Raw genomic sequence first — 26551 nt, forward strand, 5'->3', positions numbered from 1 at the left:
ATGAACGACATCATTTCTGCCGTGGGATTCTGCAACCGGACAGGCAAGGGCGATCTTTCGAGCCTTGACGCCTCGCTACGCGAAGTTGCCGAGACGGGTGCAAACGCCTGCGAGATCGGGATCTATGGCGAAGACATCGTCAGCGGCGGTCGCATCATCGAAGACCGCGTCCAGCGCGTCGCCGAGATCACGAAGAGGTACACTTTCAACAAGCTATCGCTGCACGGCCAGATCGTCTCCAACTTCATGGATCGCCAGCACCATCATCTGCAGAAGAAGGTCGTAAGAGCGATGCTCGAGTTGTGCGACCGGCTTGGCGCGGGGATCCTCGTCCACCACTCCGGTGCAGCACAGCTTGCCGCCGGCGAGAACGCCGCTGACCTCGACAAGATGGAACGCGACGCACTTGCGGAGATGGCGGAAGTCGCAAAAGGCTACGGCGTTCGCATCGCACTTGAGAACATCTTCACGACGGAAAGCGGCCAGTACCGCCAGACCCCAAGCCAGGTTGCCGAAACGGTGCGGGCGATCGGTTCCGACAACGTCGTCGCACTGATCGACTTCTCGCATGCCTATATCGAGGCCACGCATCGTGGGCTCGATTTCCGTGATGAACTCAGGGCCATGGCCCCGGTGACCGGTCACCTGCATGTGCACGACAGTTTCGGCCTGCCCTACTCCATGAACCGCTTCTATCATCCGGCAGAGGCGACTGCGCTCGGTATCGGCGACCTGCACCTGCCGATCGGCTGGGGTGACATTGCTTGGAATGACATCTTCTCTGAGCTGACGTTCCTTCCGGATACAACGCTGATCATGGAAGTCAGCGCTGAGCGTTTTGCCGATCAGCAGCCGGCGTGCCTGGAGCAAGCCAGGCGTCTGGCGGCGGGCGTAGGGCTTCGGCGCGCTGCTTAACGCGCCACCGACTGCCTCACGCAACGACACCGGCAGGATCAAAAATTTCCGAGGCGCGCGATCCACAAGATCGTGCGCCTCAACTTGGGCCCCACGCCGTGCTTTTCTGGTCTACGCCTCTCGGCCGCCCGGCATCGCCAGCGACTGGGTCATATCGATGATGTCGTCTCCTGGCGTTGACGTGAGCAGGGACCGAACTTCTTCCTTCGGCTTTTTTGGCGGTCGACCACGCAACCTTTTTCATGCGAGGAACAGAACCGGAGACCAGTGTCTCGATCGCCGGTTCAACCGTCTCACCGGTCGCGCGGTGAACGAGAGGGGGACTAGCGGGTCTTCCTGTCGAGATCCACGCCTTCAAGCTTCGCCACCAGCATGGCGCGATCCTCAACGGACTTGAGGCGGACGGTCAAGGCGGTACTTTTGACCGGGACCTGCGGAGGCAGGGACAAGGCGATCCCTGGGATGTTCTCGGCGGCCCACTGTTTGAATCGGGGCAGCTTGTTTGCGCCACTGATCGGCAAGGTATGACTGTATCTGAAGCTCATTGCTTCTCTCCGTATGCGGATTGGCCGGGTAGGTCGGCCTTTGAAGGATCATTCCTGGGAGACTCCTGGCGCCGCTCTTGCCGTCGCAGGTAGTGGCGCCAGGCGATTATCGTGCGCGACTGACCCTATGGCTGCAGACGGACTTAACTGGTCGCCCCCACTTTTCGAGGTGCGGAACCGTCGACACCGGTCTAACGCCTCAACATGAGGATCTCGTCGAGCGCCGATTTTTTCCTGGTGGCGCCGGTCGTTGGCTCTAAACACTCGGATGCGGCATCCAGTGTGCGCACGAACGCCGAAAGTTCGTGGTCATCAAGCTTGTCCGCCGCCGCGGCGAGCGAGAACCACCGCCGCTGCCTTTGTGCTTTTTCCCGCCAATCAACCAGTGTCCCGCGCACGTTCAGCCCGAACACAGCCACGCGGCAGGCAACGTTTGCGCCGTTACCCAGGCATTTCATGTAGCGATAGGTCGTCACCGGCGCCTTAGAGAGGACACCGATAACTCCGCCCTCTTCCAATGCTTCCCGCGATGCGGTCTGACGGGGCGCAAAGCCCTTCACTGGCCATCCCTTGGGCACGATCCACCGCCCGCTCCTGCGCGATGTCACGAGCAATATCCTTGCCTCGCCATTCTTGGCGATGCGCCAGGGAAGAACTCCGACCTGCTGCATCTCTTCCGGTGCAGCCTCCGCAGCGGCGTAAATGCTCCTGGCGTCCTTCATTTTCCGCTCCCCCCGCCAAACGCACAGAGAACCGGCGGATGCGCACTGCGTTCGCGCACGAGGCCGGAATTGCGGCGGCCGGCAGCGCGGTGCGTCGCGCACCACGGGCAACGGCGAGCAGAAAGGGGAAGATGCCGGTTGCAAACGATGCAAACGGGGCGAGCTGGAGACGCGGGCATAGGTACACTCCGTCAATCATGAACCGCACTGTTGGTCAGTGGATTCCCGGAGCGGCGGGGACTATGGCGGCGTTACAGGATCAGGGCAGCCGGCTCCGGGTAGGGGAGCGTGCTTGCTCGATGAGCCGCGACATCCTGATGAAAGTTTCCGTATGCATGCCCCTCACATCGCCCTTTCTTGCCGGCACATCAATGGGCAATTTTGTCGCGCCGTACTCAGCACAAGAGGGCCATAGAAATCGCGCGTTCAGGTAAGCGGCGGTAAAGGCTCAGTTTCGGACAACTGGTTTCAGAACACGGCTCTATCTTTTGACGAAGACGGACATGAGCCCCTTGCCCAAGATCGCTCGGCCGCCGCTTACCCGGCCAGCTTCCGCACCACAGGCTAATCTTCGACGCAGGCAGAGTGAATCCATCAGCGGCCGCGCCAGGTACCCAGTGCCTTCGGGGTTGGCCAAGGAGCGATGCAACGCGGCTTGACGGAAACCGACCGCCAAAGTCCTGAGACAATTATGGCGTCGCCTGTGAGGCATCCGACGTTCGCCAGAATGGGCGCTTGATCTCGACCAGCTGGCGTCGGGGATCGCCGGCTTTGGCTCTGTCGCGAATGAGCGCAACCAAGTCTATCTTGATGGTGGCGTCGGACAAGAAGTAGCTGTGGCCGATGAAGCCGCCGCCGCCCGAAAACTCGACGAAATCGACCAGCCCGCCCATATGCGACCCTTCCCATTTGGCCGCCGCCTCGCTCCTGCCCCTGGGAAGATTGCCAACGGCAAGCTGTCCAAGCCGCAAGGCGCTGCCAGAGATTATCGTTGACGCTTTCAACGCCTCGTCCCTGGGAGACGAATAGACCGTAAGGTGCAGGGAGCCTTGAGAGGGCAATGTGTCTGGTGCCGATTTGCTCCCGAAGGCAAGGTCCGGGTCCGAGACCCAGGCGAACAACTTGGACGACGCTACATCGAGATCGATATCGGGAGCGAAAAACACAGCGTTTGCGATCTTGTAACGCTGCCAAAGCGAGGATCGACTGACATAGGCTTCGATGGCAAGCTGCTGCATGACGCTTGCGAGCACATCGGTTCCACGGCTATGCGCCAGCAGGTGCAGCCTCTCGAGACCCTTCGTTTCGGCAATGGCGCGAACGGCCTTCTTGAAGTCCGCGACCGCAAACTCGCTCGACTCGCGGTCAATGTTGTAGCCAAAGAACGAGCCGCCAGTCCCTCCGGCGGGCCAAGTCAGGATAATGCAAACAAACTGGTTTTGCAGCGATCGGCAAATCTCGTCGGTGGCGAGTGCGGCATCGTCGAAGCTGTTGTTGTACCCGTGGACGAAGACGACGACTTCCTTGCGTCCGGCTGTCGCGAGACGCCGGGCAATCTCGGCCTGCAGCAATGCGACAGCCTGTTCATGCGCCGCGACCGCCTCAGGCGTGCGGCGTAGCCCGCTCGCCGTCGTTACGACGCCGTAAGGCGTTGCCGGAAACCGGCCAGTCTCGGAAACAGTGTCGACACGAAATTCGCTCTTGCCGGCGGAAGAGTTGCGTTTTTGGATGATCGATACCGAACCGAAGCTCAGGAATATGGCACGCTTGGCACCGTACGACAGCCTGTTGCCGGACGCGACTATCGGCTCTCGGTTCGTGATGTAGAGGAGATCGGGAGACCCGGAAGCTTGTGGCGTACGAGCAGCCTGCGAGCCTTGGGGCGCCGGTGACGTGGTGATGGGCTGCGGTGAGACCTCGGCACTTGGCGTCGCACAGCCGACAAGGCAGACAAGCATGAGGAGCCCTGCCATTGCCCGACAAAAATCCATCTAGAGACCGGCCTTGTCCAAGCCGTAGGCCTTGTCGGCGGAACCAGGAACGGTGCGGGCCGCGACACTGATGCGGTTCCAGGCATTGATCGCCATGATCCGGAACGTGAGATCGGAAATCTCCTGCTCGGATAGTTCACCCCGCACGCTGTCGTAGATTGCATCGGGAACACCGCCGTCTGCGAGCTTCGTCAACGCTTCCGTCCAGGCAAGTGCGGCCCGCTCACGTGGCGAGAACAACGTGGACTCACGCCAGGCTGAGATATGGAAGAGGCGCAACGGCCGCTCGCCGTGGATAATCGCTTCCTTGGCGTGCATGTCGATGCAGAACGCGCACCCGTTCATCTGGGACGCCCGCATGTCGACGAGGATCAGTATGCTCTCTTCAATCGCGCCATTCTTGATCTCGTTGCCGAGCGCCATCATGGCTTTGACCATGCCGGGGGAAAGCTTGGAGTAGTTGAACCGCTGGGTCATCGATGTTCCATCCTCCGCCTGGCACTCTTGACCGACATGGTCGCCTGTTATCGTGCCGGAAACGCATCGAGTCCGGCAGCTATACATCCGTTTATGCGCCGCTCGACCACGGGCCGCCGGCCAACGGTGGGTCAGATTGAAAACGAAGGCCTTCGGGATATAATGCGGCCATTCTTTCACCAAGGCTGCCGGTCCACCGCCGAGCTTCGGCGTCAGTCATTTTGTTGACCGTCGTCTTCTGCGGAGCGACAGATGTCGAACGACGATGGACTGAGGAAAGATGCCCACTTTCGCGAGCATACTCGCGATATCGCCGAGCTCGCGCTTGATCTTCTCGACAACACACCCGGCCACATGTGGTCGATGGATACTACCGGCCGGTTCATCTATCGCAACCGGAGCATGGACGCCTACTTCGGCAGCAGCCTGAAAGACCACGGCGCATGGCTTGAACGCATTCACAAAGACGATCAACGTTTTGTGGCGACGACCTGGCGGCGGAGCGTGGAAACGGGCGAGCCGCTCGACAGCGCTCACCGTCTGCGTGGCGCGGACGGCGAGTTTCGCTGGTTTCGCGCATCGGGGAGGCCTTCAAGGGACGCCCAGGGCCGTGTCGCCGTCTGGCATGGGCAAACCATCGACATCGAACACCAGAAGAAGGCTGAGGAGAGCCTTCGCGCCCGTTCCGTCGAACTATCCCTGCTGGTCGATATGGTTCCAAGCAATCTATGGCGCCTGACACCCGACGGCACAACGACGCTCGTTAACAGGCGCATGGCCGACTATCTGGGTCTTGACCTGTCAAACGTCAGTGACATTGCATCCGTCATGGACACGATTTTCCATCCGGACGACGCCGACGCCGTTTATGCCGAGCTAACCCGCTGCCTTGCGACCGGGGAGCGATTTTCGATGCGATATCGATTGCTTCGAGCGGACGGCGCCTATCGCTGGATGTCTGGCCGCGCGGAGCCCCTGCGCGACGAGGACGGCAACATCGTCCAGTGGTTCGGCCTTTGCCACGACATAGAGGATCAAGTGCAAACAACGGCTGCCTTGCGCCGTTCGGCCGAAAAGCTTGCGCGCGCGACCCAGGCGGCCAATCTTTCGCAGCTTTCCGCCTCGATTGCGCACGAAGTCAACCAGCCGCTGGCGGCGATCGCCGCGGACGCTGACGCGTGCCTGCGCTGGCTTTCGGCCGATCCTCCGAACGTTAATCGAGGCAAGCGTGCGGCAGAGCGAATTACCCTGGACGTCGCGGCGACCGTCGAGGTCATCAGCCGCATGCGAGCCCTTTTCAAACATCAGCCGCAGGAACGGGCGGTCGAGGATGTAAACCGGCTTGTCCATGAGGTTCTTGATCTGATGTCAGATGAAATCGCGGCAACGACGACGCGCATCGACCTGGCCCTGGACCAGCATCTTCCCAGAGTTTCGCTCGATAGGGTTCAGGTCCAGCAGGTCCTGGTAAACTTGATCCGCAACGGCATGCAGGCCATGGACACGACGAACCCACTGCGTTCGCTGAAGATTCTGTCCAGCCACGATCACCCCGACACCGTCAGGATCTCGGTTGAGGACACCGGAAGCGGTTTCAAGGATCCCGAGCGCGTGTTCGAACCGTTTTTTACGACGAAAAGCGACGGCATGGGAATGGGTTTGCCGATCTGCCGATCGATCGTTGAAGCCCACGGCGGCCGCCTGTGGGTCGCCAACAACGAGGCGTTAGGCGCAACGGTGGCATTCACTTTGCCTGTCGCCTCGACCGACTAGGGGTGTCAGCCTAAGTTGCCGAATTTCGGAGCCGGTCGGCCAAGCGGTCTCCGTGAAAAGCGCGTGCGACGATGGAAACGGCAAGGGCCCAGGCGACGATGGTCATGGTGACGCATACGGTTGCAAGGCTTGCGTATCCCGAAGCTGCTATCACTGCGCCGGTAAAGACTGGCCCGGCAGCAAATCCGAGCAGGTAAGCCGACCCCGCTGCTGCCGCCCAGCGCCCGCTCTGGTCCAGTGCTGCGGCCAGGCCAAAAAGATACGGAAGTGAAAAGTAGTAAAGGACGGCGGACAGGATGACGGCGACACTGTAGGCCACCGGGTTCGTCCAGAGGCAAAGGACGAGTGCCACCACGACGTAGCCAAGGCAGAATGCGGAGATCGGGACCGCCCTGCCCCAGCGAACATTCAGTGCCGTGGCCGCGCCGGCGCCGGCAAGCCCGACGACCGTCGACAAGGTGAGAATGTACCCTACCGCGGCCGTGTCCAGACCGATGCGCTCGCCCATCGGTCCGCTGAAGGCAAATAGACCGGCGGAGACCGCGACGTAAAGAACAATGGCAGCAAACAGTAGGCTTCCAAGCAGAGGCACAGAAGGTGGCGTCCGGGTGGCGGTCCGCTTCAGACCTCGAAGATCCGGTATGAGAAGAAGAAACGGAGATAGGGCCAGCGTCAAACCCGCCAACAGCGCAAAAATCCCTCTGTGACCATAGGCTGCGGTCACCTCGCCGCCTATGCCGAACAGCACCACGCTGCCGATTGCCCAGACGAGCTGGAACAAACCAAAAGTTTTTACCGGATTGCAGCAATGAGACGCGACAAGGCTGAGCGACATGGCATAGAGCGCTCCCTCGCCGATGCCTGCAGCGCCGCGCAACAAGACCAGCGACGTCCATCCATCTGATACGATAGAGGCGGCTTGAGCCGCCACGGTCAATACCAGCGCAGACATCCCGGCACGTCGGTAGGATAGCCGCGGTAGCACAGGTGCAATGAGGATCGCCGATACGGCCAAGGCCAGCAATTCGACCGACGCTACGATACCGGCGTCACGCTCCGACAGTGCAAGACCATCAATCAATCCCGCGACCACGAAGGGCGACATCTGCGGAGCGAGGCCACCAATCACCTGACAGGCCGTTGCGCCGATCACAAGTGAAAGCGGATCGCCAGACGCGACAGAGGCTGTTGAAGGATTGGCCATGGCCCGGTTTCCCGACCGATTCCTGTTTGTTGAAAATCACCTTTGCATTTCACAACATGGGCGCCGGCGATTTGCCGACGCCGGTCCCGTATGTCGCACATCAAGTTTGCACGAGCCGTCCTTTGCGAGCTTCGGAACGGTCGCCGACTGCCATTTCTATCATGATCGATGAAGGTGTGGACCGTAAACTTGGCTTACCTCGTCCTTTCAAGAGCAAATCCTCGACAGGACGTCAGCCCTGCGATGGGCGGAACATCCGATCGTGCGTGGTCGCACTAGAGACAAGCGCGTCGGGGACGGTGGGCGTTTTGTCGCCGCATCGCCCCTCCGCAAAGACCTCAAGCGGCGGCCTGAGGTTGTTTGGCATTCCAGGTCATGAAGTCGAGCTTACCCAGCTTGGCGGATCCAAGAGGAACCAGTGCCTGATCATCAACGCGCGTGCCGAAGTACTTGGCGTCCGGGTCGGCAACAACCTTGCGGCTATCGCCGACGGCTGCCAGATACTCGGAAATGAAATCGCTCATGGGCTTCTTTTCAGGGCCAGCGATTTCGATCGTCTGGTTCTCGGGTTTGCCGATCGTCGCTTCTGCAACGAAGGCTGCTACGTCGTCTGCAGCGATTGGCTGGAACGCGCCGGATGAGACACGGACAGTCCTGTCGACCGTTGCCTCGTCGGCTATGCCGCCTAGGAACTCCAGGAACTGCGTCGACCTTACGATGGTGTACGGGACGCCGCCCTTTTTGATCAGGCTCTCCTGCGCGACTTTGGCTCGGAAATAACCGTTATCGGGCGACCGTTCGATGCCAACGATGGAGAGGGCGACGTGGTGGCTGACGCCGGCTGCACGCTCCGCCGCGAGCAGGTTCGCGGTCGATCGTTCGAAGAACGAAAGTACGGCACTCGGTTCGAAGGATGGCGAGTTGCTGACGTCGAGCACCACCTCGGCACCGGCCAGCACATCGGCCAACCCTTCGCCCGTCAGCGTATCAACGCCGGTGGACGGCGCCGATTGCACAACGTCGTGGCCCTTATTTCTGAGGTGCTCTGCGACCTTAGAGCCGATGCGGCCCGTGCCGCCGATAATAACGATTTTCATGGTTCTGCTCCTTGCGGGCTCGTCGATGGATCACCGCATCCGATCATGAAGAAGGGCTTCACTTTGCGGGCAACACCATCTCCGTTTCGGTGGTATCGAGTACGAAAACGGCCAAGATCTTTGCCGGCTCGCTGTCGCTTGCGTTCGCGCTCACGCGGTGGTGATCACCCGGGACTTCGATCCAGTTCTCGCCGGTCTTGTAGACTTTCACGGCACCGTCGTTGATCTGGCTCTTGATGCTGCCTTCGATCACCGTCGCATAGATAAAGGCGCTCTTGGGGTGGGTGTGTGACGGGTTGTGCCCGCCGGGGCCGTATTCGACCAGAACGCCGCGCATGCTCTTGCCCGGCACATTCGGAAGCGCGTGGTCGAACACCACTGTCACCTTGGCATTGTAGGGCTCGTCGGAGGCCGCTACCGGTCCGGTGATCAGCGTCGCAAACAGCAAGCCAATCGCTAATCTTCGCATGGATTTCTCCTCCATTCACGTTGTTGGCAACGGGTGGGATCCTATGGCCGGCCTCCGGGGAGAAACAGATATACGTAGGTTTGCCGCAGCGGCGATTTTGTCTCGGCAGATGTCGTGCCCGCGTCCGAACCACCGCGCAACCGCTTCAGCTCTTCGCGCTTTCACGCTGGCTTCGAAAGATGGATCGGATCGCATGAAGCAGGTCCAGCTTGCGTCGCTCGCGCTGGTTTGCAGGCAATTCCGAACTTGCTCCGATCGCCTCGCGTTGCGCCAGATGAATTGCCAGATCCTCCGCAATTTCCGGACGCTTCGACAAAAGCGGCGCGAACGCTGCCTGATCGACTTCATAGACGGTAAGGCGGGTGACGGCATGGAGGTCGTGTTTCGCCTTTATTCCGGCCAGCAGGCCGTCCTCGCCGAAAAAATCGCCGGGGGCCAGGCGCGCGATTTCCACATCGCCGCTCTTCATCGCCACCACGCCGTTCTTGATCATCATCAGGCTTTCGAACGACCTGCCTTCTCTGACAATTTCGGCGCCGGCGGCAAAGCTGCGCGGCGTCGCCGCGGCTGCAAGCGTATCGCGCTCTTCCTGGCTGAGATTGGAGAAAATCGGGATCGCGTCGATCAGGTCCTGCGCCGGTGCGACGGCGTGCTGCGGGTCGGACCTGTCAGGGTTCTTTATGAGCAGGCTCCCGGCAGGCAAAGCCAGTTGCACGCCGTTCGCCCTGCAATGCCGATAGACGAGGTCGATGACTTCGTTGCGCGCCGGGCCGCGCTGTGCCGGGCTGGTGACCCTAAACTGGAGTTCGACGGTGATCGCGCTGGCATCAATCCCCACCAGTCCGACAATGGGAGCGGGCTGCTTCACGATCGCATTGCAACTGTCGAGAACAGCATGCATCACGTCGACGATCATGTGCGGCATACGCGTCGGAGCCACGCGAACCGAGACAATGATCTGATGGTTCTCGTCCGGCTGGCTGATGTTGGTCAGCCCCACCTTTGCCAGAACACTGTTCGGCAGGACCACGAGATTGTGCGCTGCGGTCAGTAGATGCGTCGAACGCCAGTTGCTTGAGACCACCCGCCCTTCCGTTCCGTCACTGAGGCAGATCCAGTCACCAAGGACATAAGGTCGGCCGAGGGTCAGGGCTATGCCCGAGAACACATCACCCAACGTGCTCTGCAATGCGAGACCGAGAATGATCGCAATGACGCCCGAAGTCGCCAGCAAGCCCCCGATCGGCACGCCGAAGACGAATGAAAGGATCGAGAGCAGCACGCCGAGGTAGACGACGGCAACGACCAGATCCTGGATCAATCGTGCTTCTCGCGGCCGGCCATCGAGGACAAGATAAAGCCGGACGAACCCGATCACCGCCCAGGAGAGATGAACCCACCAGAGGGTCTTTGCCGCCACGAGCAGTGTCTGCGCACCGTCGAGATCGGTCCGGTCGTAGCGAAACGGATTGAGGTCGCTGTAGGCGAGCGCCGCCGTCATCGACGCGAAGAAGGCGATCTGCACGATCAGCCGCGCCGTGGGGCGCGCCCTGCCCTGCAGATGCCAGACGACAATTCCGGCAATGCCCAGAACACAAACGAGGACGGGGAACAATTGCGTTTTCTGGTCCATTCCCACTCCCCTGGCGAGGCGGCGTTTCTCCCTCCGCTACAGCCGGCTGGTGGCGCCTTGTTCTGAAAAGGACAAGGGCGAACCCGCCCTTGTTGCAACCCGAACCGATGGTTCTTGCACGCCACGCGCTCAATTGTAGACGTCAGTAGTCCCAGAACACCGGAACCCACCGGAAGCGATCGCCATCGATCGCCACATGCCCAACGGACGGGAAAGGCAGGTGCGTGGCCACCAGCGACGATCCTGTCTCGGCCAGTTCCTTCATGAGACGCACCCGAACGCGAGCCGCCTCCTCGGGGTCGTGTTCAAAGCCGTTGTACCAGTCGGGGTGGTCGAAGGCGACCGCGAACAGGGCGTCGCCGGCAAACATCAGCCGGTCGCCTCCCGAGGCCACGCGGACCACGCAGTGCCCGGGCGTATGGCCGCCGGTGCGCTCAGCGACCACGCCCGGCGCGACCTCGCACTCGTCCTTAAACGGTCGAAGATGGTCGCGGTACTCGTTCGCAAAGCGCTTGGCAGTTGCCCTCAGCGCATCCGGGAAACCCTGCGGCATGACCGCATGGGAGAAATCAGGCGCCTCCCAGAACTTGATCTCGGCGGCGGCGACGTGGATCCGCAAGTCCGGACGCAATTGCTCCTTCACGCCATCAACGAGCAATCCGCCGATATGGTCCATGTGCATGTGCGTGAGAACCACATCGGTCACAGACCCAAGATCGATGCCTGCAGCCGTCAGCCGCCTGATCAATTGGCCTGCCCGCGGCAGGTTCAGGTCCGGATCCAGGCCAAGCCCGGCGTCGATGAGAATGGTCTGTGCGCCGCTTCGCACCACGACCACGTTCAGCGACCAGTCGAAGGCGTCTGTCGGCAGGAACATGCCGTCGAGCCAGGCTGCCCGATCGGCGGCGTCGGCATTGTGTCCCAACATCGTGGTTGGCAATGGCAGCACGCCATCGCTGACCACCAGCACCTCAATGTCACCGACCCGCACGGCATAGCGCGATGGAACCAGCTCTTCCGGAGCCGATCGACCGGGCGGGGCAGGCTCCAAGGTCGTGTTCGTAAGAGATCTTGCTTCTAGCGGCGACATGACGCCCTCCTGTTTGCCTGATCGAAGAATGCTTTTCACAGTTCACGGCCTGGACTCTAGGTTCGAGCGATATCGAGGGTCGAGCTATACCTCGGTTTAGGTCGGCCCGTTCGGTCAACGGTCGGCGTGTGTCTGGCGAGCTTTGGCGCGCCGGGCCAACCCGACCTTGATGGCCACGAGCATGGGCGCGGCGACGACGAAGAGCAGTGCCACGGCATTGAACGCCGTATCGAAGGCGATCACGATGGACTGCCCGGCAACGGTCCGGCCGAGAAGCGCCATCGCGGCCCGGGTGGCGGGAACGGCATCCATGCCCCGTGCCGCGAGCATGGCGGTCGTTGCGGCCAGACGCTCGATGACGGCTTGACCGCCCGCATTGACGCTCGCGCCCAGGACCGCGACATTTGCAGCGACGTTGTGATCGATAAGCGTCTGAAGCCCGGCAACGCCAACAAGGCCGCCGAGCTGGCGACCGGTGTTGAACAGCCCGATCCCGGAGGCGAGGTTTCGTTTGTCGAGATTGGTAAAGGCAATCAGCGTGATCGACAGGAACAGGAAACCGAGGCCAAGGCCGCGCAAAAGGATTGCGGCCATCATATCGGCGGCACCGCTTTCACTCGTCGAACCGGACAGCATCCACATGGCCAGCATGATCAGCAGGATACCGAAGGGAACGGTTGCGAATGGAGGAAGCCGACGGACCTGCATGAGGAAGGCAGCCAGGATGAGGGCCCCGACGAAGAGAGCGCCGCTCGGCAGAAGCAGCAGGCCCGCATCGGTCGGCGTGAAGGCCAGAACGGATACGGCGAAGGACGGGATCAGGAACGCGCTGCCAAAAAGTGCCGCGCCGGCGACGAAACTGACGATGAAGGCGAAGGCGAAATCGTCCGATCTGAACAGGGTAAAGTCGTGGAGGCCGGTGCCCTTGCGCAGCACCTGCTGCCCGAGAAACAGGAACATCGAGGCCACGCCAGCCACCGAGAGCCAAAGAATGCGCGGCTCTTCGAACCAGTCCCAGCGGCTTCCCTGGCTGAAGACATAGCTGAAGCAGAAAAGCGCGACCGAAATCAGTGAAAGACCCACCCAGTCAAGGGGACGTTGCCTCGTCGTCGTGGGTGCCGGATCTTCGACCATCAAGAGAAGTCCGGCGGCGCCGAGAGACAGAATGACGTTGCAGTAGAAGATCCAGGTCCAGGACTGGCTGTCGAGCAGCCACCCCTGAAGCGCGGGGGCGAGCGTGGCGGGTGCGACCACCGCGCCCATGGCAAACAGCGCCTGAAGGATTGGCTGATGGGCGCTCCGGAAGGCAAAGAAGATGGTGGTCTGCCCCGCAACGAGAAGGACACCGCCGGCAAGCCCCTGAATGACCCGCAGTGCAATCAAGAGATTGAGCGACGTCGTCGCGGACGCCATCCCGGACGCGAGCCCCATGATGAGCGTCGAACCGATGATGAGACTGAGCGGCCGGATGCGGTTGAGCATCGAAGCGGCGACCATGAAGCCGATGAGCTTGAAGGCGGTGTAGCCGACGTCGAGCCAGGCGAATTCGTCGGGCGTCGCATAGATGTCGCCGATGATGTCGCCGCGGCCGAGCGAAAGAACAGTGCTGGCGATCGCCTCCGTCAACGCCGCGAGCACGATGCCGGCGACAAGCAACGTGCCTGGTGCAGACGCCTCGCGATTTATCGTGGCGGGCAGGTGCGTGGTCATGACCCTCTCCCGAGATCCACGTCGACCCTTGCGGACAGTCCGGGCACGAGACGTCCAGTCAAGGGGCTGCGGCCAAATCGGATCTTGACCGGCACCCGCTGGACGACGCGAACGAAGTTGCCGGTTGCATTGTCCGACGGCAGCAGGCTGAAGGCTGAACCGCTCCCGGGCGCAAAGCTGTCAACCGTGCCTTCAAGGACTTGCCCCGGATACCCGTCGATCCGGATCCGCACACGCTGACCCGGCTGGATGCGCTCGAGTTGCGTTTCCTTGAAATTGGCGACAACCCACACGTCGTCGACCGGAACGATGTCGAGCAGGGAAGTGCCGGGGGCGACGAAACGGCCGACACGAACCTGACGGTTGCCGATGACGCCACCAACCGGGGCACGCACGACCGTGCTCTCGAGGTCGATCTGGGAAAGATCGCGCGCAGCCTCGGCCTGGGCCACGGCTGCGACGGCGGCCTCACGCTGCGCCGCAAGGACGGCAATGCGTTGCTTCTGTGCCTCGATCGTTGCCAAGGCCGCAGATACGCCTGCCTGCGTTTTCGACCGCGCCGCATCACTTTCGTCGACATGTGCCTGGCTGATGGTATTGCTGCGGATCAGTTCGCGCCGGCGCTCATATGCCTTGGCGGCGAGATTCATCTCTGCGACGGCCGACAGCTTCTGGGCTTCGGCCTGGCGAATAAGGGCGTGCTGAAGCTCTGTCTCGGCATCGACATTGACGAGCCGGGCCCTGGCAGCTTCGACATTGGCCGCCGCCTGAGCTAGGCGAGCCCGATAGTCCCTGTCATCGATCCGGAAAAGCACATGTCCCGCCCGAACACTTTGATTGTCCTGAACCTCGACGGCCACGACATAGCCGGCGATCTTCGGCGCCAACGACGTCACGTCCCCACGGACATAGGCGTTATCCGTCGATACTTCGTCGCCTGGACGGGCCCAGGCCCAGCCGCCGGCAATGGCCACCGCGGCGCTAAGGCATAGGAGCATGCCAATCTTCTTTCGTTTGCTGGATCGCTTTTCGGCAACGCCGGTCGAGGCGCGTCCCGTGGCGGTGGCAATCGTGTGCTCGAGCGTATCCATTGTCTCGGTTCCCGTTGAAATAGGTTGGCTGCGAAGCGGCCGCGCTGCCAGGAGGATGTCAGGGCCGCGCGTCGCTCGGACGCCACCACCTTGCGGATATCGGTCCTTGCGACTTCAAAGCCCGACCTGTTGGCCGACCCAATCGTCGAAGCGGATTGCACCGAGCCGCGGGTTCTTGCCGGGGGTCAGCGACTGGTCATCCAGCAGCGCGCCGAAATAGCGAGCGTGAACGTCAGGAACGACCTTTCGGTCATCCTTTGTTGCCCGCAAAAATTGCCTGACGACCTCATCGAGCGGCATGGCTTCCGGTCCGGCAACTTCGATCGTTCCATTGACCGGTGCTGCGAGCGCAACATCGGCAAGTGCTGCGGCAACGTCGTCGGAAGCAATAGGCTGGAACAGCGCCGGCGAAAGGCGAACCTCGCCGTCGACCGTCGCCGATTGCGCAATGCCGCCGACGAACTCAAAAAACTGCGTGGCCCGCAGGATGGTATAGGGAATACCGGATGCCTTGATGAGGCTTTCCTGGGCGATCTTCGCTCGAAAATAGCCGTTGTCAGGCAACCGTTCGCTGCCGACGATCGACAGCGCGACGTGGTGACGAACGCCGGCTGCAGCTTCCGCTGCCAAAAGGTTGCGCCCCGACGTCTCGAAGAATTCGAGAACAGCCTCGTCGTCCCAAACCGGCGCGTTGGCGACATCGACGACGACATCTGCCCGATCCATCGCCGCAGCCAGACCTTCACGCGTAATCGTGTTGACGCCAGTATTTGGTGCGGCAGCGAGCACGTCGTGTCCGCGCTCGCGCAGGCTCTTCACAAGTTTCGATCCGATAAGGCCGGTGCCTCCGATGACGACGATCTTCATGGGTTCACTCTGCTTTTCTCGACCGCACCATTGCTGTCGATCTGCGCTGAGAGTGCCCCTATGCTCCAGGGAAGTCCTTGGGCCTGTCTTGAATTACCCTTGTGGATAGCTTGATTGTCCGTCCAAGCGATTGTGTGATCGTGGCGGGATGGTCTAACGACGCAATGGCGTGTTGGTTATCCGCGGATGGCAATCGCCAGCCGGGGAAGTCGTCCAGGAGACCTCAAGGTGCAATTCAAGTTCGCAGATTATCTGCTCGATCCGGAACGCCGGGAATTGACGCTCAGCGGGCAGGTTGTCGCCGTCGGTCCGCAGGTCTTCGACCTGTTGGTGCATCTCATCGAAAATCGAGAAAGAGTCGTCGGCAAGGATGATCTGCTGCTCGCCGTCTGGGGCGGTCGGATCGTGTCGGAATCGACGATCACCAGCCACATAAACGCGGTTCGCAAGGCGATCGGCGACAACGGCGAAGACCAGCATCTGGTGCGCACCATCCCCCGCAAGGGCTTCCGCTTCGTCGGCGATGTCAACCTTGTCGACGTTGGAAACGAGGCCCCTGCGCGAGGTTTGAGCGTCGCCGATCACAATGATGGAGAGGCACGCGTGCCGGCGCCGGCGCTCCCCTTGCCCGAAAAACCCTCGATAACCGTCTTGCCTTTTCAGAACCTCAGCGGCGATCCGGAGCAGGAGTATTTTACGGACGGGGTGGTGGAGGACATCATCACCGCACTCTCGCGCATTCGGTGGCTGTTCGTCATCGCACGCAATTCGAGCTTCACCTACAAGGACCGGACCGTGGAGGCGGCCGAGGTCGGTCGCGAACTTGGCGTGCGTTACGTACTGGAAGGGAGCGTGCGCAAATCGGGAAACAAGGTCCGCATCACCGGCCAGCTCGTCGACGCCACGACCGGAGCGCATCTCTGGGCCGAGCGCTTCGAAGGCACGTTCGACGACATCTTCGAGCTGCAGGATGGGATAGCCGAAAGCGTTGTCGGCGCGATCGCGCCGCAACTCGAACGGATCGAGATCGAACGCGCCAAGCGCAAGCCGACCGAAAGCCTCGACGCCTACGACTACTATCTTCGCGGCATGGCAAAACTGCACAGCGGCACCCGAGAGGCGCTCGAGGCGGCACTACCTCTCTTTTACAAGTCGATTGCGCTCGACGATGAATTCGCCGCAGCCTATGGCGGCGCCGCCTGGTGCTTCTTCTGGCGCAAGCTCAACGGCTGGATGGTCGACCGCACGGCAGAGATCGCGGAAGGCACACGACTGGCGCGGCTCGCGGTCGAGCTTGGCCGGGACGACGCCGTGGCGCTCACGAGAGGCGGGCATGCGCTCGGCCATCTCGCCGACGATCTCGACGCCGGCATCGCTTTGATCGACAGGGCCCGGCTGCTCAATCCGAATTTCGCGCTCGCGTGGTTTCTGGGTGGCGTGCTGCGCGTCTTTCGGGGAGAGACGGAGAGCGCGATCAAGGATCTGACCCATGCCGTTCGCCTGAGCCCACTCGATCCGGAGATGTTCCGAATGCAGACGGGAACGGCGATCGCGCATTTCTTTTCCGGAAATTACGACGATGCGGTGGTCTGGGCCGAGAAGGCACTTGCGAACCTGCCGAGCCTGCTGGCCGCGGTCGCACTTGCCGCAGCCAGCCATGCGCTTGCCGGTCGTCCCGACGAGGCAGGGCGGTACATGGAGCGCCTGCGGCAACTTGATCCGGCCTTGTGCGTTTCCAATCTGCGCGATTGGCTGCCGATCCATCGGCCAGACGATTTCAAGCGGTTTGCCGACGGCTTGCGGTTTGCAGGCTTGCCGGAGTGACCAGGGCCGCTCGCGGCGCGCAATGGACGAGCGCGCGCCGTGCAATTGTCCAGCGCCTGGACCACCACAGGTTCTGGGGCGTGTGTTCGGCACGGCAACTGTGACGGGTCGCTAGCGTGCACGCATTCGCCGCTCTACGATATTCATCTGGAGTTCGTGGCAGGACGCCTGTCGCCCAAGGAGCAAAAGCAGTCTCCGCTCTTCGGCTTCGCAGATGCCCGCGCGCCGGCAGTATTCCGATACGTCCAACAGTGGCTGCGCACCGGACAGGGCGATCAATTTAACCTCTTTGGCTGTCATGGAGTGCAATCCGCCTGCGGGTGCGCCAATCATCGCGTTCGTGATGTCTCGGGCCGAGCAACGGCCGCCTGCGCATACCGGACCTAGCCTAGGCAATTGACTGGACCGCTGAAACTATACGCAGGTTTGGGGAGACCCACTCCACCCACCGCTGACCGGGGCAACACGCGCGCATGACGCGCTGATGAAAGAGCTGGACTCGCTTCACGGCGCCCGGGGACGGGCAGTGGTCCCATACTCAGGTGTAGCTCGACCGCCAAAAGACCGGAATCTAGACTCCGCGATGTAATCCTGACCGACATATTTCAACCGCGACGACAGGAGCACATCATGTCGAATGTTCAAACGAGTTCCCTAAAGATCATTCCGCAGGAAAGACCCGCACCGGATGAGCTGGTTCCTTCACGCTATGCGGTACGGGTTGGTGACATCGACGTCTTGGTCATTAGCGATGGCATCTTGACCCCGCCGGCCGAGTCGATGGCCACCAACGCCGACCCCAAGGTGCGGGGCGCCTGGCTCGACGACAGGTTTCTTTCAAAGGTTGCCTTCGATTGGGCGCTGAACGCCGTTGTCGTGCGCAGCGGCGACCAGACGATCCTCATCGACAGCGGTCTGGGCGAGGAGTATCCCGATTTCCCGCGGGCCGGACAGTTTGTCCATCGATTGGAGGCCGCCGGCGTTGATCTCGCCGCCGTGACCGACGTGGTGCTGACGCACATGCACTTCGACCATGTCGGCGGGCTCCTCGTCGAAGGCGTCAAGGAACGGATGCGCCCGGATCTTCGCGTCCATGTGTGCGCCGCCGAGACCAAGTTCTGGCAGGCGCCCGACTTCTCGCTTACCGCCATGCCACCGGCGCTCGCGGATCTCGCGCGCAAAGCGTCGCTTGAGTTTCTGAATGCCTATCGCAGCCATCTGCGGACTTTTGACCAGCAGACGCAAGTGGCGCCGGGAGTGGTGGTCACCCGTACCGGTGGTCACACCCCCGGGCACAGCGTGGTGCGCATTTCGTCCGGCGGCGAGCGGCTGATGTTCGGCGGCGACGCCCTGTTCCCCGTCTCCTTCGACCACCCCGAGTGGCACAACGGCTTCGAACACGACCCCGAAGAAGCGACCCGCGTTCGACTGCGGCTCATGAAAGAACTTTCAGAGACCGGCTCCTGGCTGGTTTCCACGCACATGCCGTTCCCATCGGTCGGTCGTGTAGCGACCGCCGGCGACCTTTACCGCTTCGTTCCGGCCTGGTGGGACTACTGACGGAAGGCTTCCGTCGGGAGCGAACCAGACGACTGCTCTAATTAATAACAACCGGTCGATTGCTGCCCACGGCGCGCCGTGAGGCATCAATCGGCCGTTGACCTGGTTGGATTGCAACGTCGGCACAAGACCACGGTCCAGCCTGAAGGGGCCTGCGGGTCGATGGCTGCAACAGCAGCGAGGAGATTAAACTTGCCGCATCGTGTACTCGATAATCCCCAAAATTGCCGCTTCGAACTCTCCATCGACGCGGATGCGATTGCAGCCGCCTACTATCGCATGGAGGCAGGCGTGCTGGTGCTGATCCACACGGAGGTGCCGTTCGAATACTCTGGAGCAGGATTTGCCACGAAGCTCGCGAACGGCCTCTTTGCCATCTTGCGCTAGCGGCAACAGAAGGTCGCGCCCCGATGCGTGTTCATGGCCAACTATGCCGTTCAGCATCCGGAATACAGCGACCTGATCTGCTGATCGCCAAGCAGATCAGGCCGGACCGCAAACAGAGGCGTATTGGGCAAACATCTCGGGGTTCGCACTCTGCACCGCGCCTGCCCTCCTCAAACGCTCGTATACGTCTCTCGCGGTCACATCAGCGCGTATGTTGAGGCCATGGGATTGGAGCTAAAAACTGAAATGCGCGAGCAGATTTTGCACTGGCTCGCGACCGGGATCCGCGACGAGCCCTTGGCAGAGAAGGTTTTTGCCGAGCTCTGCGGTCGGCTCGTGCGCTGCCGCGTCGCGCTGAGCAGAGCAACGCTTCATCTGCGCGTGCACCATCCGCAATGGCTGGGTACGCGCGTGACCTGGGTGCGCGGACAATCGACCGCCAACATCCAGACCATCGCTTATGACGTCGAGGCAACCGACGCCTTCCTTCGCAGCCCCTTTCAACTGGCGATCGTCAGCGGGCTGCGGGTTCGGCAGAATTTGCAGATCGTCGGTCCACATCGTTTTGCGGTCTACGAAGAACTGAAGCACGCCGGCCACACGGACTACGCCGCGTGGCCTCTCGATCATACGCAGGGCCGCCGCCACCTCCTCACCTTTGCGACGGACCGGCATGGTGGCTTTTGCGCAGAGGAACTGGAACTGTTCGACGCGCTTTTGCCCTGGCTGTCCCTCGTCACCGAAATCCGCGTCAAGAGCCAGCTGGCTCGCACGTTACTGGACACCTATGTCGGCTCGCATGCCTCTGCAGAAGTGTTGCGTGGCGCAACCAGACGAGGGACGGGCGCCACGATCAATGCAGCAATTCTCGTCTGTGATCTGAGGGACTTCACCCGTCTGTCGGACCGATTGCCGCGTGACGAGCTGATCGAAATCTTGAACGGCTTCTTCGACGCTGTCGGAGAGCCGATCGAACAGCATGGCGGAGAAATCCTGAAGTTCATCGGAGACGGTCTGCTCGCCGTTTTTCCCATGGACCGGCCGCAGGCCTGCATGCACCTCATCGCGGCGGTCCAGGAGGGGTATCAGGCGGCATCCCGGCTTTGGCCGCAGGACGACCGAATGCGCTTCGGCATGGGCGTCCACCTCGGCAAGGTCAATTATGGCAACATCGGTTCAAGACACCGTCTCGACTTCACCGTGATCGGGTCAGCCGTCAACAGGGCCTTCAAGCTCGAGGCGCTGACCAAACGCCTGCGCCGTCCCGTCCTTCTTTCGGGAGAATTCGTGGACGCGGCAGCCTGCCACGAGCAGACCGAACACCTCGGGCGACACGTGCTCGAGGGCATAGCAACTGCCGTTGAGGTCCATGCCCTGCGACTTTAAAGTCCCGAGACATCGCGTTGACGTTCAGGCCCTTGAACGGCCGCGAATGGTCGCCGAAACCAAGGTATACCTTTCCCGCCATACGCCAGCTGCTAGCGTCTTCACGTCGCATGCCGGCCGTTACTCCCGGAGAAACAGGGTCCCGCAGGGCGTCGAAACGGTCCTCCGTTAACGACGGCGCCCACCGCAGGACCGCGCTTCGAGAGCTGAGCATCGCGGCCCGAAACCACCATTTGATGCGGCACGACCAGCACAGAAAGGAATGGCCATGACAGCCGAGCAACCCGGTCACGGATACGTAACGACAGAAGACTCGACCAGGATTTTTTACAAGGATTGGGGTCCGCGCGACGCGCAGCCGATCGTGTTTCATCACGGCTGGCCATTGAGCGGAGATGACTGGGACAACCAGATGCTCTTCTTCCTCGCAAAAGGCTATCGCGTCATTGCCCATGACCGTCGTGGCCACGGGCGATCGGAGCAGGTGAGCGGTGGCCATGACATGGATCACTACGCCTCCGACGTGGCCTTTCTCGTGCGGCAATTGGATCTGCGCAACGCGATCCATATCGGGCATTCGACGGGCGGAGGCGAAGCGACCCGGTACGTCGCCCGTCACGGCAAGGGGCGTGTGGCCAAGCTCGTCCTGATCGGCGCCGTGCCACCGCTTATGCTGAAGACGCCGAACAATCCCGAGGGGCTTCCGATCGAGGCGCTCGACGGCTATCGCGAGGCCCTTGCGGCCAACAGGGCGCAGCTCTATCACGACATCGCAAACGGCCCTTTTTACGGCTTCAACCGGCCAGGCGCCACGCCGTCCGCAGCGGTCAGCCACAATTGGTGGCGACAGGGGATGATGGGAGCCGCCAACGCCCATTACCTTGGCGTCAAGGCCTTCTCGGAGACCGACTTTACCGAAGACCTGAAGATGATCGATGTGCCGGCGCTGGTGCTGCATGGCGATGACGACCAGGTTGTTCCGCTCGCGATTTCCGCCCCCCGTTCAGCTCAGCTCCTGAAGAACTCCACCCTCAAGATTTACAAGGGCTTCCCTCACGGCATGGCGACCACACACGCGGACGTCATCAACCAGGACATCCTCAGCTTCATCACCAAGTAGCGTGTCAAAGGGCGCCTCAGGCGCCCTTTTTCCACTAGACGGTGGGGGTTCGTCACACTCAGAAGTGCCCGCAAATCCGCCGCCGGCCGCCGGGAGCATTTTTCCGGCGAACTGCTCCTCGATGCCAAGTGCATTTGGATAGCCAAACTTCAGTTTACTTTCGGCAAGGCCGGCCCAGCCGTATTGGTAGAGCGACGTCATGAGAGGTCTAACCGACCGGACTTTGAAACGGAAATGAGCTTCGAGCGGTTGAGGCCACCGCCCGCCCGGAAGGAATGGAGGATTTCATGTGTTCCCCGATCAAACGGACCGCAAACTTCGGTGTGCCATGGGAAAAAGCCTACGGCTATTCCCAGGCCGTTCAGGTTAAAGGCATAATCTATGTCTCCGGACAGCTAAGCCACGACAGGGCCGGCAACCTCGTGGCCCCGGCAAAGCTGGACCCAGCCGGAAGACCAGTCGATTTTTCGAGCATGGAAGAGCAGATGCGGCAGACCTACGCCAATGCCGTCACTGTCCTTGCCGAATTCGGCGCTTCACTCGACGACGTGGTCGAAGAGACACTCTACGTACTCGATGTGGACGCCGCGTTTGCGGCCGCTGGCAGGGTCCGCAAGGAAATGTATGGAGCGGAGATTCCGGAGTGTGCGAGCAACCTGATTGGTGTTTCCCGCCTGGCATTTCCCGAACAGCTGATCGAGGTCACCTTTCGGGCGATCGCACCGTGTGTTTCGCTTTGTAGCGTCTGACTGCAAACCATCGAGTGCTGACGGAACATACGGAACGGTCTTCGAACCCGCGGGAGGGCAAACCTTCGTTTTATAGCCAGCAAAACCACGGCGGATAAAATGGGCGGATGTTGGTTCTTGACGATCAAGGGAGCTAAGCGATGCCCGAACGTTCAAACCCCATCGAAACCGCCACCGACGTCAACGTGGTCCACATCATCGACGACGATGAGAGAATTCGCTCGGCGCTGCTTGAACTCTTTGGTTCTTCCGGAATACCGGCCGAAGCGTTCGTCGACACTGCGGATTTCGACGAAAGGGGCGATCCAGAGGCCGTAGGGTGCCTGTTGCTCGATGTGAAACTGCCAGGCATGAGCGGTATCGAGTATCAAAGGAAACTGTCGGATGCAGGCTTCGAACTTCCAATCGTTTTCATGACCGGCGATGGAGACGTCCCGACGAGCGTCACCGCCATGAAGGCGGGAGCCGTCGATTTCCTGTTGAAACCCTTCGAGGTGGACGACCTACTTTGTGCGGTCGCCGCAGCCATGGAGGAAGGAAAAAAGCAGCGGGATATGGCTCTAAGGAGAAAGCATGCCCGCCAGTGCGCGGCCAGTCTCACCCCACGTGAGAGGCAGGTCATGAAGCTCGTCACCGAAGGTCTCATGAACAAACAGGCGGCATACGAACTGGGAATCAGCGAAATCATGGTCAAGCTTCATCGCGCAAGCGCTATGAAGAAGATGCAGGCCCGGACCTTCAGCGACCTCGTAAGGAAATCGGAACTGCTGCAGTGAGGTCTCGGCGGGAGCTCAAAGACGGAAATGATCGACCACGCCTCTTTTCCGGCCGCCCTGGTTAGGATGCATGCATCGCTTGTCCTGACCGACAACCGGCTCCGCGCCGCGAACGGCCCGCTAAACGAATGTATAGTGATGCGGATGCGTGAAAGACCGTAAGCTTTCATCATCATCCTTCGCCGGCACCTTCTTTAGGAGGTGATGATCTAAGTGTCGCAGCCCCCTCCCCGCGGCACGACTGCCAAAGGCCGGCACACCTAGGGGCCGTTTGCCCATGGGCAGGCGGCCTCCCTTTCCCTGGCAAGGGTCGTCACCTGCGGAATTATGTAGCAAATACCACCAACCGAAAACGATGAGGCGTTGTCAGCTTTGCGCCAGGAGCGGTCATCCGGCTTTTAGACAAGATTATTGACAGATCAGTCAATAACAGCTACTACCCTTTCCCATGGCAAGACCAAGAGAGTTTGACCGCGACACGGCTTTAGACAAGGCCTTACGGCTGTTCTGGGCGAAGGGATTTGCAGCGACGTCAACCGACGATTTGCGCGAGGCGATGGGCATCGGCAGGCAAAGTCTATACGGCGCATTCGGCGACAAGCGTACCCTATATATCGAGGCGCTCGACACATATCAGCGGCGAACCAACTCGGGCCACCTCAAGAGGCTCGGCGAGCCGACCTCGCCACTGAAAGGCATCGAGGACCTGCTCACTGGCCTGGTGTCTGATGACGATTGCGAGCGCGCCCTTGGTTGTATGGGCGTCGGTTCCGTTGGCGAGTTCGGCATTACGGATGAAGAACTGAATTTGCGCCGAGAGAAGGCGAGCGCCCTGCTTGGTCGACGTATCGTCGAACGGATCGAGGAAGGCCAACGATTGGGAGAGGTCGATCCCGGGCTTGACCCGGTAGAGGCGTCGGCATTCGTTCAGATGATGATGACGGGACTTCAAGTGGCAGCACGCAGCGGGGCTGCGGCGTCAGACCTCAGGTCGATAGGACGCTTCGCGACCCACCGACTGAAGCCCTGAGTTTGCCTCTTCAAACGAAGAGGCATTCTTTTGCCCAATAATGGACTGATCAGTCAATAAAGGAGAATGACATGACGATCAATCAGCGTAAAACCGCACTCGTCTTCGGTGGTTCACGTGGTATCGGCGGGGCAGCCGTCGAACAACTGGTGAAGGACGGCTTCGACACGGCCTTCACCTACGTGTCGCGTCGGGACAGTGCCAATGCACTGGTCGCGAACATTGGGTCCATCGGCGGCCGAGCTATCGCCATTCAAGCCGACAGCGGTGACCCCGAGGCTATTCGCGCGGCCGTGGCAAAGACTGTGGACCTCCTTGGACCAATTGATGCTGTGGTGGTCAATGCAGGCATATTGCGTATCAACACGGTTGAATCTGTAAGCCTGGAAGAACTGGACATGATGCTCAACATCAACGTTCGGGGTGTCTATCTGTCTATACAGGCCGCCGTGCCATATCTCAAGGATGGCGGCCGCGTCATCACGATCGGCTCCAATGTGGCCATCAGCACTGGCTCGCCTGGAGCGAGTGTCTACCAGCTCACCAAGGCCGCCGTCGCGGCCATGGTCAAAGGCCTTGCGCTCGATCTTGCGCCTCGGCGAATCACGGTTAACAACATCCAGCCAGGCCCAACAGAAACCGACATGAATGCCGGCGCTATCGAAATGCTGTCGGCCCGGAGCCCGTTAAAACGCGTCGCCGCTCCAGGAGAGATAGCAGGCGTGGTGTCATATCTCGCCAGCCCAGCTTCATCCTACATGACCGGATCAAGCCTGACGATCGACGGTGGACTGACGCTCTAGGTCAGCGCGACCGCATCCATGTGCGGGACCCCGACACTGTTGCCGCGGTTCCGCACGTTGAACTCCTGTGTTCGTGGAAAGCAAGCTCCAATCTCGAGCGATTATCGCCGGATGTCCGCTTCGGACCTAACCGCGACCATTGGTACAGTTGCTACATAACTCCGGTTTCCTGCAGGCCTGTGAGTTGCTCAATTCCATCGTAGCTGTTCCGTCTTTCGCACGAGATCTGCCAGCGAACGGCTCTGCATCTTGCGCATGACGCTCATCCGATGGAGCTTCACGGTCATTTCGCTGATGCCGAGCTGGTAGGCGACCTGCTTGTTCATCAGACCACTCACAACTGCAAACATCACTTCCTGCTCGCGAGGAGAAAGAGTATCTGCCAGCGCCTGGATCCGGTCGCGTTCCGCCTCGACCTTGCGGCGCTCGGCGTCGAGCTTAATGGCACGATCCACCGCCTCCAGCAGATCCTGATCGGCAAACGGCTTGGTGATGAAATCCATGGCGCCAGCCTTCATCGCCTTTACGCTGGTCGGAACATCTGCATGCCCCGTCAGAAAGATCACCGGCAGGCGGCTACCAGCAAGAGAAAGATGCTCCTGGAGGTCCAAACCCGTGCCCCCTGGCATGTTGAAATCAAGAACAAGGCAGCCGGGCGCCCGGATGTCTGCCGTCTCCAAAAACTCAGGCCCATTCGAGAACGCGGTCACCCGTTTTTGGGTCACAATGAACAAATCGAGCAGCGCTTCCCTCATGGCCTCGTCGTCGTCGACGACGTAAACGATCGGTTCCGCAGGCTCTTGCGTGTTGGTTTGAGCGTGTTGCATCAGATTGGCCTCTGTTTCGTCCCGCATGCATCGTGGACGATCACGACGAGCGGGCGTTCGCTTTGACGGTGCGCGTGCGGAACGACCGTCGGTTCGAGCGGCATCTCAAGTTTCATCGTTTCCCTCCATGTGCCGGTCACCCAATGCGGCGGCCAGCGTCGCTAGCAGAACCTGCGCGTCGAAGGGTTTTCTGAAGCAGCTCGTCCGGTCGCGCGCACTCAACTGATCGGCGATCTCGTGCCGGCCAGTCATCAGGAAAACAGGAAGGCCCGGCTCTTTCGTCTTGACCAGGTCCCTCAGTTCGAACCCGTCCATTCCCGGCATCCCTATATCCGTAATGAGCGCATCGAGACCCGGGAGCCCAGCGGAAAGTAGCGATCGGCCAGACGAGAAGCTGCGAGCCGAGTAGCCGGCCGACTCCAACAGATCCTCCAGCGACTCCAGCAATCTCGGATCGTCGTCAACGATCGCGACGACCTGCCGATGCGGCAAAGCCATCGATTTC

At 60.9% G+C, this 26551-nt stretch carries 25 protein-coding genes; 11 read left to right on the top strand and 14 right to left on the bottom strand.

The features are described from left to right. Positions 1-915: a TIM barrel protein gene (locus BLU15_RS25750; RefSeq protein WP_090299286.1), complete on the top strand. Its 915-nt coding sequence runs from the start codon at positions 1-3 to the stop codon at positions 913-915. Positions 916-1238: 323 nt separating this feature from the next. Here BLU15_RS25750 and BLU15_RS25755 read toward each other — a convergent pair whose 3' ends face one another. The 4 genes from BLU15_RS25755 to BLU15_RS39605 form a co-directional block, all read right to left on the bottom strand. Then, positions 1239-1460, bottom strand: coding sequence for a hypothetical protein (locus BLU15_RS25755; protein ID WP_090299288.1), 222 nt, complete (start codon positions 1458-1460; stop codon positions 1239-1241). 191 nt (positions 1461-1651) lie between these two features. Then, positions 1652-2182: an NUDIX hydrolase gene (locus BLU15_RS25760; RefSeq protein ID WP_090299291.1), complete on the bottom strand. Its 531-nt coding sequence runs from the start codon at positions 2180-2182 to the stop codon at positions 1652-1654. Positions 2183-2871: 689 nt separating this feature from the next. After that, positions 2872-4173: an alpha/beta hydrolase gene (locus BLU15_RS25765; RefSeq protein WP_176960356.1), complete on the bottom strand. Its 1302-nt coding sequence runs from the start codon at positions 4171-4173 to the stop codon at positions 2872-2874. Continuing rightward, on the bottom strand, positions 4174-4650 hold the full coding sequence (locus BLU15_RS39605; RefSeq protein ID WP_176960357.1) for a carboxymuconolactone decarboxylase family protein: 477 nt from the start codon (positions 4648-4650) through the stop codon (positions 4174-4176). A 252-nt stretch (positions 4651-4902) separates the two neighbouring features. On the opposite strand from BLU15_RS39605, the gene BLU15_RS25770 reads away from it, so the two are divergent. Next, positions 4903-6423 carry a PAS domain-containing sensor histidine kinase gene (locus tag BLU15_RS25770; RefSeq protein ID WP_090299294.1) on the top strand — a complete coding sequence of 507 codons (1521 nt, stop codon included), beginning with the start codon at positions 4903-4905 and terminating at the stop codon, positions 6421-6423. Positions 6424-6433: 10 nt separating this feature from the next. On the opposite strand, the gene BLU15_RS25775 is transcribed toward BLU15_RS25770, so the two are convergent. The 8 genes from BLU15_RS25775 to BLU15_RS25810 form a co-directional block, all read right to left on the bottom strand. Further along, positions 6434-7627 (bottom strand): MFS transporter, encoded by a 1194-nt coding sequence (locus BLU15_RS25775; protein ID WP_090299296.1) that lies wholly within the window; start codon positions 7625-7627, stop codon positions 6434-6436. A gap of 338 nt (positions 7628-7965) precedes the next feature. Beyond that, the gene (locus tag BLU15_RS25780; RefSeq protein WP_060582815.1) at positions 7966-8724 is read right to left on the bottom strand and encodes an SDR family oxidoreductase; all 759 of its coding nucleotides are present in this window, start codon (positions 8722-8724) and stop codon (positions 7966-7968) included. Between the two features lie 58 nt (positions 8725-8782). Continuing rightward, positions 8783-9193, bottom strand: coding sequence for a cupin domain-containing protein (locus BLU15_RS25785; RefSeq protein ID WP_089045334.1), 411 nt, complete (start codon positions 9191-9193; stop codon positions 8783-8785). 145 nt (positions 9194-9338) lie between these two features. Beyond that, a complete protein-coding gene (locus BLU15_RS25790; protein WP_090299299.1) occupies positions 9339-10826 on the bottom strand; it encodes a cyclic nucleotide-binding domain-containing protein in 1488 nt (495 codons plus the stop codon). Between the two features lie 142 nt (positions 10827-10968). Further along, positions 10969-11916, bottom strand: a complete 948-nt coding sequence (locus tag BLU15_RS25795) for an MBL fold metallo-hydrolase (protein WP_060521211.1) — start codon at positions 11914-11916, stop codon at positions 10969-10971. Positions 11917-12030: 114 nt separating this feature from the next. Beyond that, positions 12031-13626, bottom strand: a complete 1596-nt coding sequence (locus BLU15_RS25800; protein ID WP_090299302.1) for an MFS transporter — start codon at positions 13624-13626, stop codon at positions 12031-12033. Next, the gene (locus BLU15_RS25805) at positions 13623-14717 is read right to left on the bottom strand and encodes an HlyD family secretion protein (protein ID WP_090299305.1); all 1095 of its coding nucleotides are present in this window, start codon (positions 14715-14717) and stop codon (positions 13623-13625) included. Before BLU15_RS25805 ends, BLU15_RS25800 begins: the two co-directional genes overlap by 4 nt. 114 nt (positions 14718-14831) lie before the next feature. After that, a complete protein-coding gene (locus BLU15_RS25810; RefSeq protein ID WP_090299309.1) occupies positions 14832-15584 on the bottom strand; it encodes an SDR family oxidoreductase in 753 nt (250 codons plus the stop codon). Positions 15585-15812: 228 nt separating this feature from the next. Here BLU15_RS25810 and BLU15_RS25815 point away from each other — a divergent pair, with 228 nt between their 5' ends. From BLU15_RS25815 to BLU15_RS25860, 9 genes are all read left to right on the top strand, one after another. Beyond that, positions 15813-17408 (top strand): winged helix-turn-helix domain-containing tetratricopeptide repeat protein, encoded by a 1596-nt coding sequence (locus tag BLU15_RS25815; RefSeq protein ID WP_090299312.1) that lies wholly within the window; start codon positions 15813-15815, stop codon positions 17406-17408. Between the two features lie 630 nt (positions 17409-18038). Further along, positions 18039-18968, top strand: coding sequence for an MBL fold metallo-hydrolase (locus tag BLU15_RS25825; RefSeq protein ID WP_090299315.1), 930 nt, complete (start codon positions 18039-18041; stop codon positions 18966-18968). 192 nt (positions 18969-19160) lie between these two features. Continuing rightward, entirely contained in the window at positions 19161-19355 is a 195-nt protein-coding gene (locus BLU15_RS39875; RefSeq protein ID WP_210187465.1) for a GNAT family N-acetyltransferase, read from the top strand. Positions 19356-19601: 246 nt separating this feature from the next. Further along, a complete protein-coding gene (locus BLU15_RS25835; RefSeq protein WP_244546813.1) occupies positions 19602-20741 on the top strand; it encodes an adenylate/guanylate cyclase domain-containing protein in 1140 nt (379 codons plus the stop codon). A gap of 268 nt (positions 20742-21009) precedes the next feature. Next, the gene (locus BLU15_RS25840) at positions 21010-21861 is read left to right on the top strand and encodes an alpha/beta fold hydrolase (protein WP_090299463.1); all 852 of its coding nucleotides are present in this window, start codon (positions 21010-21012) and stop codon (positions 21859-21861) included. Positions 21862-22136: 275 nt separating this feature from the next. Then, positions 22137-22610 carry a RidA family protein gene (locus BLU15_RS25845; protein WP_244546814.1) on the top strand — a complete coding sequence of 158 codons (474 nt, stop codon included), beginning with the start codon at positions 22137-22139 and terminating at the stop codon, positions 22608-22610. Positions 22611-22750: 140 nt separating this feature from the next. Continuing rightward, positions 22751-23386: a response regulator transcription factor gene (locus BLU15_RS25850; protein WP_034791784.1), complete on the top strand. Its 636-nt coding sequence runs from the start codon at positions 22751-22753 to the stop codon at positions 23384-23386. Positions 23387-23834: 448 nt separating this feature from the next. Further along, complete coding sequence (locus BLU15_RS25855; RefSeq protein WP_090299320.1) at positions 23835-24416, top strand: TetR/AcrR family transcriptional regulator; 582 nt, start codon at positions 23835-23837, stop codon at positions 24414-24416. 71 nt (positions 24417-24487) lie between these two features. Then, complete coding sequence (locus BLU15_RS25860) at positions 24488-25219, top strand: SDR family NAD(P)-dependent oxidoreductase (protein WP_090299323.1); 732 nt, start codon at positions 24488-24490, stop codon at positions 25217-25219. A gap of 188 nt (positions 25220-25407) precedes the next feature. On the opposite strand, the gene BLU15_RS25865 is transcribed toward BLU15_RS25860, so the two are convergent. Beyond that, positions 25408-26046 carry a response regulator transcription factor gene (locus tag BLU15_RS25865; protein WP_090299325.1) on the bottom strand — a complete coding sequence of 213 codons (639 nt, stop codon included), beginning with the start codon at positions 26044-26046 and terminating at the stop codon, positions 25408-25410. 105 nt (positions 26047-26151) lie between these two features. Beyond that, positions 26152-26544, bottom strand: a complete 393-nt coding sequence (locus BLU15_RS40110; protein WP_244495237.1) for a response regulator — start codon at positions 26542-26544, stop codon at positions 26152-26154. Positions 26545-26551 lie beyond the last annotated feature (7 nt).

The sequence above is a fragment of the Ensifer sp. YR511 genome, from assembly GCF_900103045.1.
Classification (GTDB): domain Bacteria; phylum Pseudomonadota; class Alphaproteobacteria; order Rhizobiales; family Rhizobiaceae; genus Ensifer; species Ensifer adhaerens.

What these genes read in the sequence shown, in the direction of transcription:
- BLU15_RS25850 (WP_034791784.1), top strand. Translation starts at nt 22,751, where the DNA reads ATGCCCGAACGTTCAAACCCCATCGAAACCGCCACCGACGTCAACGTG.
- BLU15_RS25795 (WP_060521211.1), bottom strand. Translation starts at nt 11,916, where the DNA reads ATGTCGCCGCTAGAAGCAAGATCTCTTACGAACACGACCTTGGAGCCT.
- BLU15_RS25755 (WP_090299288.1), bottom strand. Translation starts at nt 1,460, where the DNA reads ATGAGCTTCAGATACAGTCATACCTTGCCGATCAGTGGCGCAAACAAG.
- BLU15_RS25825 (WP_090299315.1), top strand. Translation starts at nt 18,039, where the DNA reads ATGTCGAATGTTCAAACGAGTTCCCTAAAGATCATTCCGCAGGAAAGA.
- BLU15_RS25840 (WP_090299463.1), top strand. Translation starts at nt 21,010, where the DNA reads ATGACAGCCGAGCAACCCGGTCACGGATACGTAACGACAGAAGACTCG.
- BLU15_RS25860 (WP_090299323.1), top strand. Translation starts at nt 24,488, where the DNA reads ATGACGATCAATCAGCGTAAAACCGCACTCGTCTTCGGTGGTTCACGT.
- BLU15_RS25855 (WP_090299320.1), top strand. Translation starts at nt 23,835, where the DNA reads ATGGCAAGACCAAGAGAGTTTGACCGCGACACGGCTTTAGACAAGGCC.
- BLU15_RS39605 (WP_176960357.1), bottom strand. Translation starts at nt 4,650, where the DNA reads ATGACCCAGCGGTTCAACTACTCCAAGCTTTCCCCCGGCATGGTCAAA.
- BLU15_RS25760 (WP_090299291.1), bottom strand. Translation starts at nt 2,182, where the DNA reads ATGAAGGACGCCAGGAGCATTTACGCCGCTGCGGAGGCTGCACCGGAA.
- BLU15_RS25835 (WP_244546813.1), top strand. Translation starts at nt 19,602, where the DNA reads ATGCGCGAGCAGATTTTGCACTGGCTCGCGACCGGGATCCGCGACGAG.
- BLU15_RS25765 (WP_176960356.1), bottom strand. Translation starts at nt 4,173, where the DNA reads ATGGATTTTTGTCGGGCAATGGCAGGGCTCCTCATGCTTGTCTGCCTT.
- BLU15_RS25810 (WP_090299309.1), bottom strand. Translation starts at nt 15,584, where the DNA reads ATGAAGATCGTCGTCATCGGAGGCACCGGCCTTATCGGATCGAAACTT.
- BLU15_RS25770 (WP_090299294.1), top strand. Translation starts at nt 4,903, where the DNA reads ATGTCGAACGACGATGGACTGAGGAAAGATGCCCACTTTCGCGAGCAT.
- BLU15_RS25800 (WP_090299302.1), bottom strand. Translation starts at nt 13,626, where the DNA reads ATGACCACGCACCTGCCCGCCACGATAAATCGCGAGGCGTCTGCACCA.
- BLU15_RS25790 (WP_090299299.1), bottom strand. Translation starts at nt 10,826, where the DNA reads ATGGACCAGAAAACGCAATTGTTCCCCGTCCTCGTTTGTGTTCTGGGC.
- BLU15_RS40110 (WP_244495237.1), bottom strand. Translation starts at nt 26,544, where the DNA reads ATGGCTTTGCCGCATCGGCAGGTCGTCGCGATCGTTGACGACGATCCG.
- BLU15_RS25775 (WP_090299296.1), bottom strand. Translation starts at nt 7,627, where the DNA reads ATGGCCAATCCTTCAACAGCCTCTGTCGCGTCTGGCGATCCGCTTTCA.
- BLU15_RS25750 (WP_090299286.1), top strand. Translation starts at nt 1, where the DNA reads ATGAACGACATCATTTCTGCCGTGGGATTCTGCAACCGGACAGGCAAG.
- BLU15_RS25785 (WP_089045334.1), bottom strand. Translation starts at nt 9,193, where the DNA reads ATGCGAAGATTAGCGATTGGCTTGCTGTTTGCGACGCTGATCACCGGA.
- BLU15_RS25805 (WP_090299305.1), bottom strand. Translation starts at nt 14,717, where the DNA reads ATGGATACGCTCGAGCACACGATTGCCACCGCCACGGGACGCGCCTCG.
- BLU15_RS25845 (WP_244546814.1), top strand. Translation starts at nt 22,137, where the DNA reads ATGGAGGATTTCATGTGTTCCCCGATCAAACGGACCGCAAACTTCGGT.
- BLU15_RS25780 (WP_060582815.1), bottom strand. Translation starts at nt 8,724, where the DNA reads ATGAAAATCGTTATTATCGGCGGCACGGGCCGCATCGGCTCTAAGGTC.
- BLU15_RS25865 (WP_090299325.1), bottom strand. Translation starts at nt 26,046, where the DNA reads ATGCAACACGCTCAAACCAACACGCAAGAGCCTGCGGAACCGATCGTT.